Here is an 18,942-nt window from a genome sequence, read left to right as displayed (position 1 = left end):
TATTATATACTTATTGAATTTAGTAACGCACTATATTTATAGTCATACACCTTACAATTATGCTGTCGGTGCAGGGGTTTTCTGCAATACCTTCATTAGCTCATTTTCATTGGTAAGATCCAAGCGCAACGGTGTGACTGATACATAATTATTCTCTACCGCCCACCTATCGGTTCCTTCTTCTGCGGGCTCTAGTGGTATAACTGTAAACCAATAATGTTTTCTGCCCATCGGGTCTGTGCCCGGAACAATCTTACCATCGTATTGCCGAACAGACTGACGGGTCCATTTTATACCGACAGGGTTTGGAGGAAAATTTACGTTAACCAATGATAGATTCGGGTTGTCCAATAGGAGTGCCAATGCTTTTTCAACAAACGGTTCGAGTGTATCAAAGTCTGGTTCTGTTTTGCCGGCTGGTGTACTCAATGCTATACCTTTCATGCCCAGCAATACGGCTTGCTTCGCTCCTGCCAATGTTCCGGAGTGCCACATGGAGTTGCCCAGGTTTGATCCCATATTTATACCTGACAACACTACATCAGTCTGCGCCCACAAGTGTGACCCCAACGCGACACAATCAGCAGGGGTACCGTTGACGCGGTATGCATCTATATCTCCAAAATTCACCGGTGATTTTTTATAAAATAAAGGTCGTGATGCTGTAATTGCGTGTCCCATAGAAGACTGTTCAACGTCAGGAGCTACCACGCGTACTTCGCCAAAACGGGCTGCTATTTTTGCAAGACTTGCTATACCAGGGCTATAGATACCATCATCGTTTGTGATCAGAATTCTCATGTGATGTTTATTTTATCCTGGTTTAAAACCTTAATAATTCATACCAGGCATATATTTATCCTGCAAGCATTGTAGAAACATACTCTATGAAATTTGCAAAGTTGATTTACAACCCAAAAGCCGGGGAAGGGGCTGATCCTACTCAAAATATAATTACAATTTTAAAAAAGGCCGGTTATGAGTGTAGCTTATCTTCTACAAAAGAAGAAGGCTGGGAAAAATTGGATGCGAAGGGAACAGACCTAATTATTGTTGCTGGTGGCGATGGTACAGTTCGGAAAGTGGCTTTCGAATTCCTTGATAAACGTTTACCCATTGGTCTACTTCCGTTGGGTACTGCGAATAATATAGCGAAGACTTTGGAGCTTGAAGAAGACCCCGAAGATATTATAACGCAGTGGGATCTAAAGAGAATAAAACGCTTCGATGTGGGACGCATTTATAATCTGAAAGATCAAAAGTTTTTTATTGAAGGATTGGGCTTTGGTGTCTTTCCACGACTCATGAAAGAGATGCAAAAAATAACTACAAGGAAAGATGCATCCACGGATAAAAGAATAAAGACAGCACTGGAGATACTTCACGATATCGTACTGGACTATGAAGCGCGTAAATGTACTATACAAATTGACGATGCCGAACACTCTGGAAATTACCTGATGGCTGAGGTGATGAATACACGTTCGATTGGTCCCAATCTTAATCTTGTTCCTTTTTCAGATCCCGGTGACGGACAATTTGAAGTTGTTTTGATTGCAGAATCACAACGCGAACAGTTTGCAAACTATATTTTAAGCAAGATCATGGGAAAGGAAGAGCCTGCATTCTTTAGTATCCTGAAAGCAAAAAAATTAAAAATATATTGGGAAGGTGTACACCTGCATGTTGATGATGAATATATCAAGTTTGATAAAGCTACTGAAATCAAAATAGAGCTACAGGAAGACGCTGTCCATTTTTTAACAACCAGAGTTTAGGATGATCCGAAACGGTATGCGCCTATATAGACATCGATTAAAGAATGGGTGTTACGATTTTGGACTCTGAAAATGAGCCAGCCACTGCAATGCATCATCCTGGTTATTAAACAGCTTGGTTACGATCGGAAATTTGTTTACAGCAGACAGGATGATGTTAATATAGTATAGCTTGAATGCATTACCGTTGGTGACTATAGCGGCATGCTTCAGCCCTGCCTGGGCAGCACGCGGCATCATGTCTTTTTCAAACCACTTGCGACTATCGGGGCTGATAATACCTTGCTTAGAGATATTGGACAGCATATTATCAACGGGATGCTTCTTGCTATATTCGATCATAGCTAAAAATGGTTGTTGGTACTCTTCTTTAGATGGACTTCCGTCCCAGACCAATACCAGTAGTCGCTTCTCAGGATAGTAGGTTACCGAAGCGAAGGGCGCCTCAAATACTTTAGGATTCATCGATACCAAGCTACAAAATAATTTGAATCGATGTCAGTACTTGGTGTGTTAAGATTTAGGTACATTTTACTATTCCACTTCCTCGGTAAGCAAAACAATCTTCCCTATATGTTCACTGCTTTCCATTAAAGCATGTGCCGCAGCGGCATCCGACAAAGGAAACGTTTTGTAAATAACCGGCTTTACTTTCCCGGACTGAAGCCAAGGCCAAACATGTTTTTCGAGTTGTGCAGCAATCGCAGATTTAAATGTAGTATCACGCGCCCGAAGCGTTGATCCGGTAACCGTTAATCGCTTCTTCATAATGGTTGAAAGTTTAACCTGTGCTACATCTCCCTGCATTACATTGATCAGAACAAGTCGTCCTTCTTCGGCAAGTATATCCAGATTATCCGATATATAATCGCCTCCGATCATATCCAGAATCACATCAACACCTCTGCCCCTGGTTTCCTGACGTAGAACGTCATTAAATTTTTCTGTCTTATAATTGACAGCCTTCTCAGCTCCGAGTGTTTCACAATACAGACATTTCTCTTTTGTACCGGCCGTAACATATACAGTTGATCCCCACGCTGTGGCCAGTTGAATTGCAGCTACACCTATACCGCTTGATCCGCCATGAACCAATAACGTCTCTGTTGGTTGCAATCTCCCTCGATCAAATACATTGCTCCACACCGTGAAAAAAGTTTCGGGTAAAGACGCACCCTCGGCAAAACTCAGATTGTCCGGTATAGGGAGCGCCTGTCCTTCTGGAACAACGCAGTATTCAGCGTATCCTCCACCAGTAACCAGGGCACATACTTTGTCGCCAATTCTCCAACGACTTACATTCGCACCAACGGCTACTATAGTTCCCGCGATTTCAAGGCCTGGTATATCTGGTGATGCACCTGCTGGTGGTGGGTAGTGACCTTTACGCTGCGCAACGTCTGGTCTATTGATTCCGGCTGCTGCCACCTTCACAAGTATTTCCTGTGCCGCAGGCTCTGGCTTCGGTTTCTCCTTCAGCTGCAATACTTCAGGACTTCCTGGTTTCTCTATTACAATGGCTTTCATAATAACAATGATAGTAAAACTCGAGCTCAGGCTAAAGGCCTGGATGAAAGACGCGCTATAAAAATTAAAAGTGTTGCGCGGGCTATATATAGGAAGCGCGCGCAACTTTCGTTGCACGCGCTTACATTCCCTATAATTCTAAGACTCAGACTAAAGACGCATCCAGTGTTATGGATGTATTTAGTAGTATAGAGATGGGGCAATTTAATTTTGCATCGGTCGTGCATTCGTTAAATTTCTCTACACTTATACCCGGAACCTTCGCGGTTAACACCAGGTGTGATTCGGTTATAACGCCGTTCTCAAATGTTATCAAGCAATCGGTGGACAGTTGCTCAGGTGTAAAACCTGCATCTCCCAATACAAAGCTCAACTTCATTGTAAAGCAACCTGCATGTGCAGCCGCTATTAATTCTTCAGGATTTGTACCTACTCCTTCTGCGAAGCGTGAGTTGAATGAATATTGAGTTTTTTGCAGCACGGTACTTTGTGTTGTCAGGTTACCGTTACCTTCTTTACCGGAACCATTCCAAACTGCTGTTGCTTTTCTTTTCATGATGATATATACTATTTATACGTATGATACTATTAACAAATATTACTTGGCGAATTTGATAAGCTCTGCGTTGAACTTTTCAAGTTCTTCGATGAAAAGACCATGACCGCTATTTTCAAAAGTTACAATCGTAGATCCTTTGATACCAGCATTCATCTGCTTTGCAAGATCAAATGAACAGATCTTATCTTTTGTGCCGTGGAAGATCACAGTAGGAATTTTTATTTTCGCTAATTCCGGACGAAGATCAGTATCCCGTAAGGCAATTAAACTTTGTGTAGTAGCATATGGAGAAGCTTGAAGGTTGATGCCGCCAAGCCAGTTGCCAAGACCTTTTGGTACAGATGTTTCTGATGCTGCAAAGATTCCACCGAAATTTTCAAGCAATTGCGGGCGATTTGTTTCGCTTAAGGAGATCAAACCATTTACAGCCTCAACTGTAAAACCGTACGGATAGTCACTGCGTTGTGTCCACATTGGAGCGGCAGCACCGAAGAGCGCTAACTTAGCAACGTGCGCACTATTATGACGAGCCACGTAGTGAATCGAAATTGCACCTCCCATGGAGAAACCGCCCAACGTTGCTTTTTCTATTTTAAGTTTATCGAGTACAGCCTTGATGTCATCAGCATATACATCATAATTATATTTACCATAAGGTTTATCTGATTTACCAAATCCACGCAATGTGATACCAATCACACGGAAGCCATTCTTTACAAGTTCGTTATACTGATACTCATACATGGCATCGCTTAACGGCCAGCCATGAATCAATACTACAGGTTTGCCCTCACCGAGATCCGTAACGTGCAACTTTACATTCGGCTCTACTTCTATATATTCGCTTCTGCCTAATGAAGCGTTAACGCGCGGTTGCGCTGCTCCAAGGTGTACTAAATTTGTAACAGCAAATACAATCAGCCAGATTGATTTTGAGAAGATGTTCATTCGTGTTTTCATTTTGTGATGTTGTTTAATTATCAACGACACAAAAGTATACGAAGGGAATCACCTGGGGGATAGACAAAAGACTACTTGTGTTGGACGTTTTTCCCCGAAGCGGTATAATAGTTCTTCTTGAATTCTGCAGGCGATGCCTCCGAAGCCTTCGTGAAAAGCCTTGTAAAGTAAGCAGGATCTTCATAACCGAGGTTATACGCTATCTCCTTTACGCTATATTCTGTATGGACCAGCAGCCGTTTTGCCTCGAGCACAATTCTGTTTTTAATGATCTCGTTGGGAGTAAGCTTTCCATATTTATGAATGCGCTTGTTCAATGCTTTCGGTGTAATGTTCAGAATGGCTGCATAGTCCGAGACACTATGATATTCTCTGAAGTGCAATTCAACAAGCCTGCTAAACTGCCGAAGAAATTCTATCTCCTGTGTTTCATCATCTGCTTTATTTGATTCCTTCCAGATGCGAGTCGAGCGAATAATTATCTCCTTTAATAGAATCCGGAGCATTTCCTCTTGCGCAGAATCATTATTCTGTAACTCAATCTCCAATTCATTAAACACTCGCTCCATTACCGGTGCATTTTCCTTCGAGAGAAAAATTACCGGTATATCATATACATTATTATAGAGAATGCCATCGCATGACACTTCTTTATCGTGAATCTCAACGCAATAAAAATCGCGGTTATAATAAATCAATCCATTATTGCCTTTGCCTGCCTTCTTTACCTCGTACCATTGATTTATAGTTATAAAGAACAATGCATCAGTCTTCAGGTCATAGCGATTGAAATCGATCTGGATGGAAGAGCCCGCTTTTAGATAGAGAATTTTTATAAAAGGGTTGAATTCCTGTTGATTGACCCCACTTACTGAAGCTGCGTCAAAATTTAAAAGGCCAAATTTCTTATAGATAAACTGTTTAAACTGGTTCATGCCCGCAGGTAATAATCCACAGAAGTAGGAAAAAAAAACTATAAAATAAAATTACTGCATTGGCATGGCTTAATATCAAATCAACTTCAATACCAGCAAACTGTTCGCGCTTTTGATCCTGTCAAAAATATACTGGATAAACCGTTTCTGTTTGAAAACATATTCCGGTATTCTAACTGGATCTTCAATGCTTTACAGAAAATAGACACGTTTAATTGAAGAGTATTCCAAAATCAGTTTAGGCGTTTATATTTTTGTATATCATTTGCAACCAGTTATGAATAGTACGATCATGGATTCCGGCATGGAGCTCCTGGCAAAAACCGGGCAAGCGTTACTGTTGGCGCGTGATCTAAGCAGTGCAACCTGCATTATAAGTTCTGTCGCGCGAAAAATTACGGAGGCCGATGGTGCTACATTTATTCTGCGTGAAGGAAACTATAGTTTCTATGCAGATGAAGATGCCATGAGCCCTTTGTGGAAAGGAAGTCGCTTCCCTATAGACACTTGTCTGGGTGGCTGGTCTATGACGCATGGAAAGGTGGCTATCATTGAAGATGTTTATGCAGATGACCGGGTGTCACCGGATATATACCATCCTACATTTGTAAAAAGCATCGCGATCGTACCCATTGGTACGGACCATGCAACAGGAGCGTTAGGTGTATATTGGGCAGAACATCGTGTTATTTCACACGAAGAGATAGCACTATTACAATCACTGGCGGACCTCGCAGCAAGCGCGCTCGAAACCATCAAAGTATATACTGACCTGGAGCAACGCGCTAAAGACGCTGCAGCGCAACATGAACTGGTAAGTAAGGAGCTTGCACTGATTACGAAAGAGTTTGAGTCCTTTTCTTATTCTATATCGCACGATCTTCGTGCTCCGCTTCGTGCGATCATTGGTTTTTCGAAGATGTTAGAGGAAGACTATAGCAAGACGCTTGACATGGAGGGACAGCGTGTACTCGGTGTCATTCAGCGGAACGCAGGAAAAATGGATACGCTGATCAATGACTTACTGAAATTCTCACGCCTTGCGCGAAAGGAATTACAAAGAAATACCATTGATACCTATAAACTCCTGCAGAGCACGATCAATGAAATTAACCAATCCACTGTACATAAAAGTACGATCCAGATAGGTACGTTATTTCCATCTTATGCAGACTATTCTTTGCTTAGCCAGGTATGGGCAAATCTGATATCGAATGCAATTAAATTTTCCTCCAGGAAAGAAAGACCCTTTATTGAAATAGGCTCGTATAGGAAGGACAATGAAATTATTTACTTCATCAAAGACAACGGTGCAGGCTTTAACATGGCGTATGCGGACAAGTTGTTTGGTGTTTTCCAAAGATTACACAAGCCAACGGAATTTGAAGGAACCGGAGTAGGGCTCGCCATTGTGCACCGGATTGTTACCAAGCATGGTGGTACGGTGTGGGCTGATGCGGTGTTATCCGAAGGTGCAACGTTTTACTTTTCATTACCGGATCATGAAAATCAGGTCGTCAACAATCCTTGAACAGTATATATAGTTATTCCGTCTGTGCTCTTTCTGTTCGGGATTTTCCAGTGTATTGATCATCCTTTTTTGCAATGAGTGCTGTGATCAAGGTATAGTAATCTTCTTTCGAAGAAATTGAAGTATTCGTTTCCAGCAAATCTTTTGTTTCTTCATCCAGAAGTTTAGTGATGGTTTTAATTACATCGTCAAGCTCTGTAGCACAAACATCCATCATATTTATATGCTCTACCAGTTCATGATCGTAATTATCCTGTGACGAAACGGTTGCACGTTTCATCAGGTATACCAGCCCGAGAATACGGGCCAGCGGTCCCCTCACCTTATGCGAATTAAAGAACGCGTATTCGATTAGTTTCCTGTTCAAAATCTGGATATCCTTCGTCCGCTCCTCAACCAGCACCTCAAGCCTCTTATTATAGGTTGCAATCACTTCATTCTGGGCCGAAATTTCGATGCTGGTTTGCTCCAATTGCTCATTGACATCAAAAACCCGAACCCGCTCCCGTTCAAATTCGCATTTATAGAGGTAATTAATATATACCGTATTGCCGATGCGCGCGATTATCTCAAAGATATTCATGAGAACAGTGTCGTCTTTACCGTCATCTGTTATCCATTCGAAACGGTACAGCTGAACGAAAATCATCATCCCAAGTACCAGAAAATATATCACTACAAATACATTTCGGTCCCAGCCAGAAAAAATGATAAGGAGAACGATAATGAGCCCGAACATGTCCAGGGAGTTTATACCAAACATCCCTCCCTGAAAAAAGAATCCACCTATAATTGAAAGTATAAATATACACATCACAAACCGGGTGCTCCCACGTGAACCACGGGTATAGATGATCAATCCATAACATGCACCATATACTACTATGCTTACCGCTGCTTTTAGGGCGGCATCATAACTAGATTTGTATAAATCAAAAGTTAGATAAAGGAGAATAATGAGAATCGTACTCACTATAAAACGGAGTAAGATGTTAATCTCCAATGTTCGCTGATGCGCAGGATATCGGTTGATCATCTCATTTAGTTGTTACCTTTCACTCTGGCGTTGGAAAGTTTGCAACTCAAATACGCGGTATACTTCCTCCATATCCCGCAGAACAATTGTTTCCACCCTTGACTCGGACAGTCGTAAGAAGTATCCACCGGGCTGATCTTCAGCTTCCGGAAGTACTACATCACCGGGGGCTACGATAACACGCTTGAATCGCTGCCGTGAAATGGTTCTGACGAAATATTTCTTTACATACTCGAGCGTGGCGGCTGCTGCATAGCGTTGTGACTCTTTGCTGATGCTTTTATGATCCAGTATATTAAATATTATCCCTGCAGGATGATGCTTAATCATCAGGTCCGCGATAGTATCAATACCAGCTTTGAATATAAGTTCTGGAGTAAAACCTTGCCATATTATTTCCATAATCTCGTCATCCACCATATTGACGATCAAATATGTTCGTCCGGTAGTAGTCGTGAGCCTGAGCAATTCTATTGTATTCATAGACGTTGATTCATAAGCGGTGTTACAGTACGATGCTTGCATCATATTTGCTGTACACCGATAAACAACCTTGTTAATTGATACTATATATACTTACTGTTGTTTGATCCAGACAATGGCTGCATCCATACCTTCGAAGTAGGAAAATCGTAAAATCTCCGTTACCTGACCCATCGTTTCTTCTACAGACATCTTGGTAAAGACTTCCGTTGGTAGAACAATCGCGAGATGCGAATACCCCGCGCTAATAGCTTTTAGTGTCCATTCTGTAACAGACCACGCTTGATCATCCGGATGGATTGTGCCTAGATGCGTTGTATCCGCAATGACCTTACCAGTCTTAAAGTGTTCTATCGCAGCAAGCAATACATTCAAAGCGGCCCTGTATTCTTCTGAAGTAGAAGCGGCTTTCCAGCGCATAACCACAGCATTGGCTTCTGCACTATAATAGACTACCACATAATCTTGGTCGTAATATATTTCCATGGTTCAGTATATATAGTCTTAAATAGATAAGAATTTAATCACAACGCGCAATTGATTTTTGAAGCCATTCTTTAGCTGACGCAATACTCGATACCGCTTTCATTTCAAAAGCCGCTTCAGGTTTATTTTCTGCATGCAAGGCTTCATATTCTTCAAGTGCAAACTGTCCAAACGTATCAAAATCTATAGTTTCGCTTTCTAGTGTGTGTAATATCGTGACCATTCTATATTTCTTATTCTTAACAATGAGATATTACTAATTATAGTATATCGTATAGCGCTACTGCTTTATCATCCAATTGAAGGCATCTTCCCTGCTATCAAAATAGCAGTCTATGAAAGTTTTACTTGCATCTCCTTTAAGTGACTCGATACTCATTTGAGCAAAAATATCGGCAGGCATAATAATGGCGGAGTGAGTCAGACCTGCCTTCTCTGCTGCGGGAAACCAACTGGCTATAGCCCACTCGCTATCGTCCGGATGGAGAGCTCCAACATTTCGAATATCGAAAATAACTTTTCCCGTTCTGAATTTATCGATGGCAACAAGAAGCGTACTCAAGCCTTCCCTATATTCGTCTGACATCGGAGACATTATCCATTTCATGATCAGCATACCATTATCTTTATCGAAGTGGATGCTGGCGTACTCTTTTTCAAAATAAAGCTCCATGTCTATAATTCAATCTATTCTATATGTGTATTACTTATCCGTACGTTCGCTTTTCAAAACTTCATCACCATGAATGAAACCTTCGTTTATCCAGTCGTATGCTTCTTGTTCAGTACCAAAGTAACCTGTAGGTATTCTCTTCTTTACCATCGTTGTTGCTCCAGTTACACTGAATTGAGCAAATGTTCCTTCAGGAATTATGAAAGCAACTTTTTCATACCCTGCACTTATAGCCAGTTCATACCAATATTCAGCAATCCATAACTGGTCTTCCAGAAACAGAGCGCCAAGACCGCTGGTATCGAAAATAACCCTACCGGTTTTAAAATGTTGCATGGCACCAATGAGAACAAGCATTCCTTCGCGGAATTCCTTGGATAACGATGGTTTTATAAACGTAGTAACCAACGTACAATTCGTTTCATTGTACTGAATTGTAATATAGTCCTCCTCAAAAAAAATTCGCATATATATACTTGTTTAACTTACCTAGCGACCAATTAACCACTCCAGTGCCAAATCAATATTACTAAAGTATGCAAACGGTACTAAGTCGGCACCCTGGCTGATCGTATCTTCTACCGAGAGTTGTGTGAAAATTTCCTGCGGTATAATAAAGGCTGAATATGAGCCACCAGCGCTTTTTAACTCCAGCGCATATTCTGTAGATGCCCATTGCTGATCGTCCGGATGTATGGTACCCAGGTGTGTCGTATCCCATACAATTTTACCGGTTCCATACTCTTTAACCGCATCAATAACCTTATACGATCCTGCACGCAATTCTTCTGACGTTGGAGATACGAGCCATTGTGCAATTATGACTCTCCGCATCACATCGAAGCTGATCAACATATAGTCTACTTGAAAGTATGTTTCCATCGTATCCTTAATTTTAGATATTCTTTACTCGTTGTTCACTGACATGAGGCTACACGCTGCATTGTCATATATATACTGCAGTTACGCCATTTTTAATTTTCGGAGCTCTTCTTCGGTAGCCTTAAGCTTTTCAATGATCTTGTTGGTTGCCTGTCTGTTACTTTCAGAAGTAATTCGCGCACGCTCTGCGTCTGCTGCCTGTACACGGTCAAGCTCATGTTGTTTGCGAACCATTTCTTCTTGTGTCGCCTGCAGCTCTTCAAGATTTTGCCGCATCTCTTCTTCTGTCGAGCGCATCTCCTCTGCCTGGCGCTGTGATGACTCTAACAAGCTTTGCATTTTCTCCGTAGTTCGTACGCTTTGCAGCGCAGACGCAACAAACTCTCCAGCTTTCTCGAGGAAGGCTACTTGATAATCTTCAAATTCCTCAAGGCTTGCGAGTTCAATGATCGCTTCCGTTTTATCATTGTATTTCATTGGCACGATCACAACAGAGCGGGGTGTAGCTTCACCCATTCCGGAAGTTATATAGGTATATCCTTGTGGTACCCTTGTAAGAAATGTAGTTTGACCTTCCAGGTATGCCTGGCCAATCAGCCCTACACCAATTTCAATTCTCCGTTCAACAAATTTCTTTCTATCGAAAGCGTAACATGCGGTAAGTTCAAGGTAAGGTTCTGTTTCGTCTTCTTTTAATACGAAAAGTCCGCCCTGCTGAGCGCCCATATATTTCGTTAGGAATCGTACGACTTCATTCGACAAATCCAAAAAATTATTTTGATAATTGCGAACCGTCTCTGAAAATTTGGTCAATCCTTCATTGGTCCACAACCTGCGCTCTTCTTCTTTTTTCATTTGCTTCAGCTGATCGCGCATGTTGACAAGTCTTCCCGCCAGGTTAACTTCGTTGAGGCTTCTGTTTGCATCGTTCAGCGAAGTCCATTCGGTATCATATTTACCGACAGAGATATCTTCAATAAATCCACTTGCCTGCTGAAGGTTACTGATGGATCGCTCGATCATTTCTTTAGGATTATCGAAATATACTTCCGCCCCAGGATTGAATACATATTTACGATTGTTCTCTTCCAACGAAGCCAACAGAGAGAGACGTGAACGATCATCGCTCTTAATTTTATACACTATAAAACCTAACGTAGGAAGGCTTACGACCAGAATAAAAATCTGCAAGTATATATTACCATCGATCGCAGCCTGGTAGCTATCCTCTGCCTTCCACAGCATCGTATCTTCAAAAATCTGAGCTTTTACCCCTACATCATTCCAATGCATGAATACCTTTAATCCACGATCTTCTTCCAACATCTTTTGAAATGTATGCATACTGTCCATATCTACCATATGTTCCATCTGCGTTACAAATTCACCATACTCTACAAATGTTTTTTTAAGATCTTTCAGCCCAGATATATCATAGGATTGCGCCACAAGTCTTGTTTCAAGCTCGCTAAACATTGCATCAACGCCTTTGATCGCTGACGTTGTAGGACCTAGCATCTCTCTATTCTTTGTAACGCCATACGCCCGTATACCAAGATCCATGTTATGGAGTGTATAGCTTATCAATTGTTCAACTTTAAAGCTAATGGCCTTTGCCTCCTGCTTAATGTTATTATTCTTTACGATGGTTTTCTTATATTGAAAAATAAGAGCAACATTCATGATCAGGAGTCCTGCGATCAGTACAACAGCCATGAGAATTATATTCCTTGCAAAAAAATTCTTAATCCGTTTTTTCATTCTGGTGTATTCGATGAAGAGTTAAGTATATAATTGAATACTCCTGGTGTCTTAAATCGATTCTGCCCGCTTATATTCAGTATTCATCCAGTCATGCGCTGCCTGGTGATTATCGAAAGTGGCAAAGAGGAGAATACCAACTTCTTTGCTGACTACATCTTCTGCTGGTAGTTTTGAAAAATCGTCTGCAGATACAATGGTAGCTTGATGAGAATAACCTGATCGCACTGCCATGTTAGTCCAGGTCGTGGCAGACCATTGCCGGTCTTCAGATGTAACTTCACCCAGCTGTACTGTGTCTATAATAACTCTACCGGTTTTAAATTGCTGCATTGCAAAAAGCAAAGTATTAAGTCCCAATCTATATTCCTCCGATGTGGGATTACTCTTCCATTTCATCACAACGATTGCATTACGCTTGTCATGCTCGATACTCACAAATTCCTTTTCAAAGTAGGGCTGCATACTTAATTATCTGTTATATAGGTATATACTTTTCAATGTCATCGTCACCGCTCCGTCACACATGGACCGTCTATACATGAAGTGTATTCAAATTCTATACTTACAGAATCTATACGCTCTTCTGTATCCCCTTTACTTCTTGGCTTCGGGTGACGTTCCCAATTCTTCCATCATTTGTCGAAGCACTTGTTCCTGTGCAAGAAGCTGTTCTTCTTTTTGTTTGATCTGTTCTGATTGAGCACGCGTTTCATTTTCCTTTTCCTTCAATTTCTCAATCGTCTTTAACATCATTTGCTTTTGTGCCTCCATTTGTGAAGCACTGCGTTCGAGTTCCTTGTTACGCCTGGATTCCGATTCCATGGTAGCTTGCAATTCTTCCATTGCCTGGCGTAGCTCTTCCTCCTGTGCGAGTGATTCCTTTTCTTTTTCCTTTAGCTTCTCGATTGTGCGGAACATCATCTGTTTCTGAGCATCGAGTTGCCCGGAAGTTCGTTCGAGTTCTCTTGCACGTTTCGCTTCGCTCTCCGATGTTGCTTGCAACTCTTCCATAGTCTGACGCAACTCTTCTTCTTGTGCCTGACTCTCAGCAAGCAATCGATCAACTTCGAGTTTGGCTTTTTTTATAATAGTTATGTCCTTCGCAAAAATGGCAACGGCAAATACTTCACCGCGGTCATTGCGCATAGGCACGTGCTGAATCGAGTAGTGCATCCCGCTATATTCAGTTTCCAGATGAACAATTTCCCCGGCCAATGCACGATCATATATAGGCTTAATCTCTCTGCCTGCGGAGGAAGCCAACTTTAGCAAGTCTGCGTTAACCTCCAGTTTACTACCGCCAGCCTGAAAAGATTTTTGCGCTACAGTATTATAGTTTAATACTTTATATTCAGTATTGAATGTCAGAATGGAATCTGTTGAAGCATTCATCATGTCACGGAGATAACGTTCTTTATTCTGCGTTTCTACCAACACGCGCTGCATCTCTTCCTGTGTAGCCGCCAGTTCTTCCATATTCTGACGCATCTCTTCCTCCTGTGCGTGCAGATTTTCCGTCTGTTGTCTGCTCAATGATAACAACCGATTAGTTTGCTCAGAGTTTCGTGCAGAAGATATAGCGGATGCTATATTTTCACAGACTTTAACTATAAACTCCATTTTATACTTTTGATATGGCTCAAAAGATGCAAGCTCTAATACTCCGTAAACTGAATCATTTACTTTCAGTGGAACGATGAAAATTGAACGTGGTGTAGCATATCCCAAGCCCGAAGTTATATTCACATAGTTATCGGGAACTTGCTTCATAAAAATCGGCTCGCGTTCTTCCCAACACTGACCAATCAGACCCTGACCTCTATATATAATCTTCTCTTCAAACTTCTTTTTATCCCATGCATAGCAGGCCTGAAGCTTCAGGTATACTTCACTTTCCTCACCATCATCACTGATAATAAAAAGGCTTCCCTGATTGGAACTGGTATATTTTACGATGTTGCGGATAATCGCATCGCCCAACATTTGAAGATCGTTCTGGTTCCGAATAATATCAGCAAATTCGGCAAGACCTGTAACGGCCCAGTTTCGTTGACGCTCTATTTCTGTGTTATGTTTTAGATTGTCGCGCATCTCCAGCAACGCCTTTCCCATAGCATCACGCTCGCTCAGCAATTGAAAATCAGCAGTGTACTCACCTTTACCAATTTGTTCTGCAAAAATCAATTTTCCGTTTATACCATCCATCAGGTTGGTAAGCGCTTGCGTGATTTGACCGATCTCGTCTTTTCGCTTCTCAAAAGTCGCTTTCACCATACTTCCCTCTCCGATCTCACGAATCACATCTTTCAATTGTATAATGGGCTTTACTAAACGAGTGACCGATAGAAAATAAGCTATAGCGGAAGTGCCTATAAATAGTACCAACATAATCACCAGCACAAACGTTATGACGTTGTTCGAATGCTGCTTTTCACTTCGCGCGGTTTCAATTTTAGTATATAACAGTTTTACCTGCGCATCCAATTTGATTTTAAAATCTTTGGCTTGGGGCACCACGACACGATCCCATCTCCGAATCGCATTGTTGAGCAATTCACTGTCTGCATAAGACGAATCATTCTTCAACGTATTCATCAACTTTGCTTCTTCCATCAGAATTAACTGAAACTCCTCCAGCATATTCAGTAAACTCTTCTTTTCGTCTTGCTGAGGCAAATTATCCAGTACCTCAGTCAGCTCCTGCTTTAGTTCCTGATAGCGCGTCCTATAGATCACTTCCTGATCTTTTTTCTCTTGCCGCTCCGTTGGATTGTGTATCCAACGATTTGTTAACCGTATAGAATTATTCTGTAGCGTACTCAGCTCCTTTAATGAAGAAAAGAGTGGCATATATACCTGATCGATCTGATTATCCAGCTCTGCATTTTTCTTCAGCGTCAGAAAACAAGAGAGTACAGCAGCTATAGCTACCACCAGTATAACCAGGTATCCAATGGATATCTGATGCGAAAGATTAAATTTCAATTTCATAAAAAATGCGCTTTTCTTCGTTTAAATGATACATGAACTGGCTTGGGGCGGATGTATTAAATTGTATTTACTTTGAATTTTCGTTTCGATAAGGCAAAAAACTATAGATGGCAAAAACCATTTCAACTTCAATGCAAACATGAAATTTTATAGCCGTTATACTTACCATATACTTATGCAGGAGTAAGCCCCCTGCCTGGTAACAAAAGTATATTCTTCGCAAAGGAATTGATGTCTGTTTTAATGCTTACCAAACGATCTTTATTTACTGAAAATGACCTCAGTATTTTTACTGACATAACTATAGATCTTGCGTATCAATCGATCGCTGCTCATTCAGTTTTTCCGGAAAGAAACTTCCTGAGGATTTTCTCTATCGGATATACCAGTAGGGCAATGACAGCCTGAACAAAAAAGTTAATAACAGGCGATGTATTGGTGGTCCAATAGCTTTCTGCCAGATTCTGTATTAGTTCAATGATCAAAATCAATGTTAAAAATGTGAGTATACGGGTCACAAATTCATAGCGGCTTTCCTTCCGGTTGAGCCTGAATGTTATACCTAGCAATGCGCCGAAGAAGATGATCTCAAGCAAATAAAACCATGAAGTTTTCCAATACGGAGGCACGACATTAAAATGAATAAGCTGTTCTTCGGAGACTGATCCCAAAGCATCGCGAATGCGGACGTGAAGATCATACGAGCCTGCGGGAAGAAGTTGATACGAGAGCGAGGCATTGGGAGTCCATGCTGTCCATTGATCGGAGAGACCATTTAGTTTATACTGATATTGTGTTCCCAACAACCCGCGATAATCAGGGTGTACAAATTCAAAGGCAAGCGAACTATTATCCTGGTCAACTTGTAAATCACGCACAGGCAAAAGCTCTCCGCCTTTACTCCGTACTTCTTTCAAAAGTACTTTATGCGATACAGGTGCTTCGCTATACTTCGAAGAGGATATTCGATAGAGTTCATTCGTGCCGGTTGTCACCCAGAACTCTCCTGCATGTTGCACATATAGCGACTGAATCTGTTTGAAAAACCCAAGTACATTCAGGCCTTCATGCTGTACTGCATCATCGGAAAGGCACATCCAATGGTCACCATTAAAGACCCAGATATTTTCATTGCTTAGTATAACACGTTCAATTTTACCAAGCTGTTTTACAATCTCACGGTCGTGCAAAAGCACTTTACGTCCAGCATCATAGTAAAAACAGTCATGCGAGGCTATAAAATATACTTTACCATTGCGAACGAACGAATAGACCTCATCATTAAAAGGGTTTTCGATACGCAATGTCTGAGTTATACTATACTGATTATCAGAACCGCACTTCAATTGATAGACTGCGCTTCTCCCGGTGAGCCATACTTCCTTCTCATTTGTGCGATTGATATGTACTATATCATCTTCAATCTTTAGCGAAGACGTTATTCCCCACTGCCCTTTAGCACCTTGCCGGGAGAACACTTTCAATACATGACCATCTGTAAATGAAAATATAGTAGCTGACGAAACATCACATGTGAATACAAGTGTATTATCGCCATCAAGTTGAGAAGCCTTACCTTCCTTTATTTCAAACAGGCCTCCGGTTCCACCGGAAAGCAAACTACCTTTAAGTTGTTTGATGCTTATGCTCTTTCCTGAAAAACCGACAACAGGTTTATAGGTATAGCGAATCGACTTCAGTTCACGGTGACGCTCAAATACCTTTTTGGGCTTCCTTAAAAAAATCCTTCGTAGAAATCCTTCCTTTTGTTTTTTTTCTTCAATCGGCTTCTTCACTTCAACAGGTTCCTTAACTTCTGTAGACTGTTGTAATGCTTCTTCTTTTTTCTTTCTTGATCGCAGAAAAGAAAAAGGCTTCCGTTTACTCTTCGCATTCTTGTCTTCTACCGATTGGTTCACAGCTGCGGTTGTAGCTGACTTTTTTTCTTTAACCGCTGGTTTATTTACTTTCGGATATCCCTTAATCACTACCTGCTTCAATGTAGTTTGATAGTCCTTTACCTCGTTGAGAAAATACATTCCTGTACTCGTGCCTACATATAGTGTATTTTCAAAAGGCATCACCGCCAGAAGATTTCCTTCCATACCAGGGAAGTTAGAATAACAGCGAAACGGCAGATCGGGTGCAATGCGTGTGAAACCATATGCATGCGCTACCCACACACCCAAGTCGCGATCATTTCCCAGCGCATATACTTCATTATCGGGTAAGCCCGTACGATAATTGACAATTTTATCAATTGCCCCTGTGGTGGCGTTCAGAAAAACAACGCCTCCACGAAGCGTCCCTATAGCAATCAGGTTATTGCTGATCCAGCGGCATGATGTTAATTCGGACTGTTCTATATAGCCATCATCTTTTGTATTTACTTTCGTGGCCTTTCCGTTGCGCATCCAGTACAATTCATTCTGGTCTGTTCCAATCAGCGAGACGGATTTATTCGTGGGATGCCTGGCTGTAAAAAGAATCCAGGTGTCTTTGGGAATACCTGCATGAACAGGCCTTAACTTTCCTTTGCGATAGGTATATATAGTTTTGTCTTGTGTTTGAAGTAGTAGCGAACCCGACAAAAAAAACATATTGGTAAACTCATTGCTCTCCGGTGCACGTATAGACCGAATAGTTTTGGTCGACTCCAGGTATAGGTATAGTGTTTGATTGCTTATAAAAAAAATACTATCGTTACGTTGTTCTGCCTTCAGAATACCATCGGGACCAACTTTACTGAACAATGGAATATAGGAGGCATTGGCCAGGCCGGTTGTATACTGCAAATATCCAAAGCCCATTTTACCGGCAACATATACCTGGTTCTTTGGTGTGATCAGGACATCATAAACGGAACCTGGGCATCGAACGAGATCCCAGCTTCTTCCGTCATAGCGCAGTACGCCCCCCTTGTTAGCTATATAGATCAGTCCATTGCTATCTTGCTCTACATCGAAATTTTCGGGATCATACCGGTTATCATCGTATGCATGATGTGTTAAAAAATAATCGCCTTCCTGCGCAGAGCACATGAAAGTATAAATCATTAATACGAAAAATGCGCTAGCGTACTTCATTTCAGTCTCTTTTCTCTCCGTATGGTTTTTTACCGAATCACGTTATACCACTACCAATACTTATCGACTAATAGGTGGTGGATGTCAGCAAAATGCCATGAAGTCAAAAGTAGTGTTTGTCGAAAAAAGAGCTTGCCCGAAAACTTCGCTAGGAATGTGCACATTTAATGCTGAATTCAGCGTCCGTATTTATACTTACCCTCTGTCTGTTGCAAATCGGTTTATATTGTTCGTTACGCCATAAAGAATCT

19 protein-coding genes are annotated in these 18,942 nt (G+C 41.4%); 2 read left to right on the top strand and 17 right to left on the bottom strand.

All coding sequences use genetic code 11. The features are described from left to right. Positions 1 to 57 precede the first annotated feature (57 nt). Complete coding sequence (gene surE, locus B5Y40_RS07355; protein WP_079686030.1) at positions 58 to 801, bottom strand: 5'/3'-nucleotidase SurE; 744 nt, start codon at positions 799 to 801, stop codon at positions 58 to 60. Positions 802 to 887: 86 nt separating this feature from the next. Between surE and B5Y40_RS07350 the strand changes: the two genes are divergently transcribed. Further along, positions 888 to 1,778, top strand: a complete 891-nt coding sequence (locus B5Y40_RS07350) for a diacylglycerol/lipid kinase family protein (protein ID WP_079686029.1) — start codon at positions 888 to 890, stop codon at positions 1,776 to 1,778. Between the two features lie 51 nt (positions 1,779 to 1,829). Here the strand turns inward: B5Y40_RS07350 and B5Y40_RS07345 are convergent, their stop codons facing one another. From B5Y40_RS07345 to B5Y40_RS07325, 5 genes are all read right to left on the bottom strand, one after another. After that, a complete protein-coding gene (locus tag B5Y40_RS07345) occupies positions 1,830 to 2,243 on the bottom strand; it encodes a SpoIIAA family protein (RefSeq protein ID WP_079686028.1) in 414 nt (137 codons plus the stop codon). Between the two features lie 69 nt (positions 2,244 to 2,312). Beyond that, on the bottom strand, positions 2,313 to 3,305 hold the full coding sequence (locus B5Y40_RS07340; RefSeq protein WP_079686027.1) for an NAD(P)H-quinone oxidoreductase: 993 nt from the start codon (positions 3,303 to 3,305) through the stop codon (positions 2,313 to 2,315). A gap of 145 nt (positions 3,306 to 3,450) precedes the next feature. After that, positions 3,451 to 3,861 (bottom strand): OsmC family protein, encoded by a 411-nt coding sequence (locus tag B5Y40_RS07335; RefSeq protein ID WP_079686026.1) that lies wholly within the window; start codon positions 3,859 to 3,861, stop codon positions 3,451 to 3,453. Between the two features lie 42 nt (positions 3,862 to 3,903). Then, entirely contained in the window at positions 3,904 to 4,824 is a 921-nt protein-coding gene (locus B5Y40_RS07330) for an alpha/beta fold hydrolase (protein WP_079686025.1), read from the bottom strand. Between the two features lie 71 nt (positions 4,825 to 4,895). Further along, positions 4,896 to 5,759 (bottom strand): helix-turn-helix domain-containing protein, encoded by an 864-nt coding sequence (locus B5Y40_RS07325; protein WP_079686024.1) that lies wholly within the window; start codon positions 5,757 to 5,759, stop codon positions 4,896 to 4,898. 277 nt (positions 5,760 to 6,036) lie between these two features. On the opposite strand from B5Y40_RS07325, the gene B5Y40_RS07320 reads away from it, so the two are divergent. Next, a complete protein-coding gene (locus tag B5Y40_RS07320) occupies positions 6,037 to 7,290 on the top strand; it encodes a sensor histidine kinase (protein WP_079686023.1) in 1,254 nt (417 codons plus the stop codon). A gap of 13 nt (positions 7,291 to 7,303) precedes the next feature. On the opposite strand, the gene B5Y40_RS07315 is transcribed toward B5Y40_RS07320, so the two are convergent. The 11 genes from B5Y40_RS07315 to B5Y40_RS07265 form a co-directional block, all read right to left on the bottom strand. Next, positions 7,304 to 8,326 carry a hypothetical protein gene (locus tag B5Y40_RS07315; RefSeq protein ID WP_079686022.1) on the bottom strand — a complete coding sequence of 341 codons (1,023 nt, stop codon included), beginning with the start codon at positions 8,324 to 8,326 and terminating at the stop codon, positions 7,304 to 7,306. Positions 8,327 to 8,338: 12 nt separating this feature from the next. Next, positions 8,339 to 8,809, bottom strand: a complete 471-nt coding sequence (locus tag B5Y40_RS07310) for a hypothetical protein (RefSeq protein ID WP_143785647.1) — start codon at positions 8,807 to 8,809, stop codon at positions 8,339 to 8,341. Between the two features lie 93 nt (positions 8,810 to 8,902). Then, complete coding sequence (locus B5Y40_RS07305) at positions 8,903 to 9,295, bottom strand: hypothetical protein (protein ID WP_079686020.1); 393 nt, start codon at positions 9,293 to 9,295, stop codon at positions 8,903 to 8,905. A 34-nt stretch (positions 9,296 to 9,329) separates the two neighbouring features. Next, complete coding sequence (locus B5Y40_RS07300; RefSeq protein WP_079686019.1) at positions 9,330 to 9,518, bottom strand: hypothetical protein; 189 nt, start codon at positions 9,516 to 9,518, stop codon at positions 9,330 to 9,332. A 57-nt stretch (positions 9,519 to 9,575) separates the two neighbouring features. Further along, positions 9,576 to 9,968, bottom strand: a complete 393-nt coding sequence (locus B5Y40_RS07295) for a hypothetical protein (protein ID WP_079686018.1) — start codon at positions 9,966 to 9,968, stop codon at positions 9,576 to 9,578. Between the two features lie 30 nt (positions 9,969 to 9,998). Next, entirely contained in the window at positions 9,999 to 10,436 is a 438-nt protein-coding gene (locus B5Y40_RS07290; RefSeq protein ID WP_079686017.1) for a hypothetical protein, read from the bottom strand. Positions 10,437 to 10,457: 21 nt separating this feature from the next. Continuing rightward, complete coding sequence (locus B5Y40_RS07285; RefSeq protein ID WP_079686016.1) at positions 10,458 to 10,850, bottom strand: hypothetical protein; 393 nt, start codon at positions 10,848 to 10,850, stop codon at positions 10,458 to 10,460. An 81-nt stretch (positions 10,851 to 10,931) separates the two neighbouring features. Beyond that, positions 10,932 to 12,611 (bottom strand): GAF domain-containing protein, encoded by a 1,680-nt coding sequence (locus tag B5Y40_RS07280; RefSeq protein WP_079686015.1) that lies wholly within the window; start codon positions 12,609 to 12,611, stop codon positions 10,932 to 10,934. Between the two features lie 51 nt (positions 12,612 to 12,662). Further along, complete coding sequence (locus tag B5Y40_RS07275) at positions 12,663 to 13,076, bottom strand: hypothetical protein (protein WP_079686014.1); 414 nt, start codon at positions 13,074 to 13,076, stop codon at positions 12,663 to 12,665. A 132-nt stretch (positions 13,077 to 13,208) separates the two neighbouring features. Further along, entirely contained in the window at positions 13,209 to 15,605 is a 2,397-nt protein-coding gene (locus tag B5Y40_RS07270; RefSeq protein WP_079686013.1) for a GAF domain-containing protein, read from the bottom strand. A gap of 332 nt (positions 15,606 to 15,937) precedes the next feature. After that, positions 15,938 to 18,691, bottom strand: coding sequence for a triple tyrosine motif-containing protein (locus tag B5Y40_RS07265; protein WP_079686012.1), 2,754 nt, complete (start codon positions 18,689 to 18,691; stop codon positions 15,938 to 15,940). Between the last annotated feature and the right edge of the window lie 251 nt (positions 18,692 to 18,942).

It is taken from the genome of Ohtaekwangia koreensis, assembly GCF_900167975.1.
Lineage (GTDB): Bacteria > Bacteroidota > Bacteroidia > Cytophagales > Cyclobacteriaceae > Ohtaekwangia > Ohtaekwangia koreensis.
This window is presented reverse-complemented; position numbering and strand designations above follow the sequence as displayed.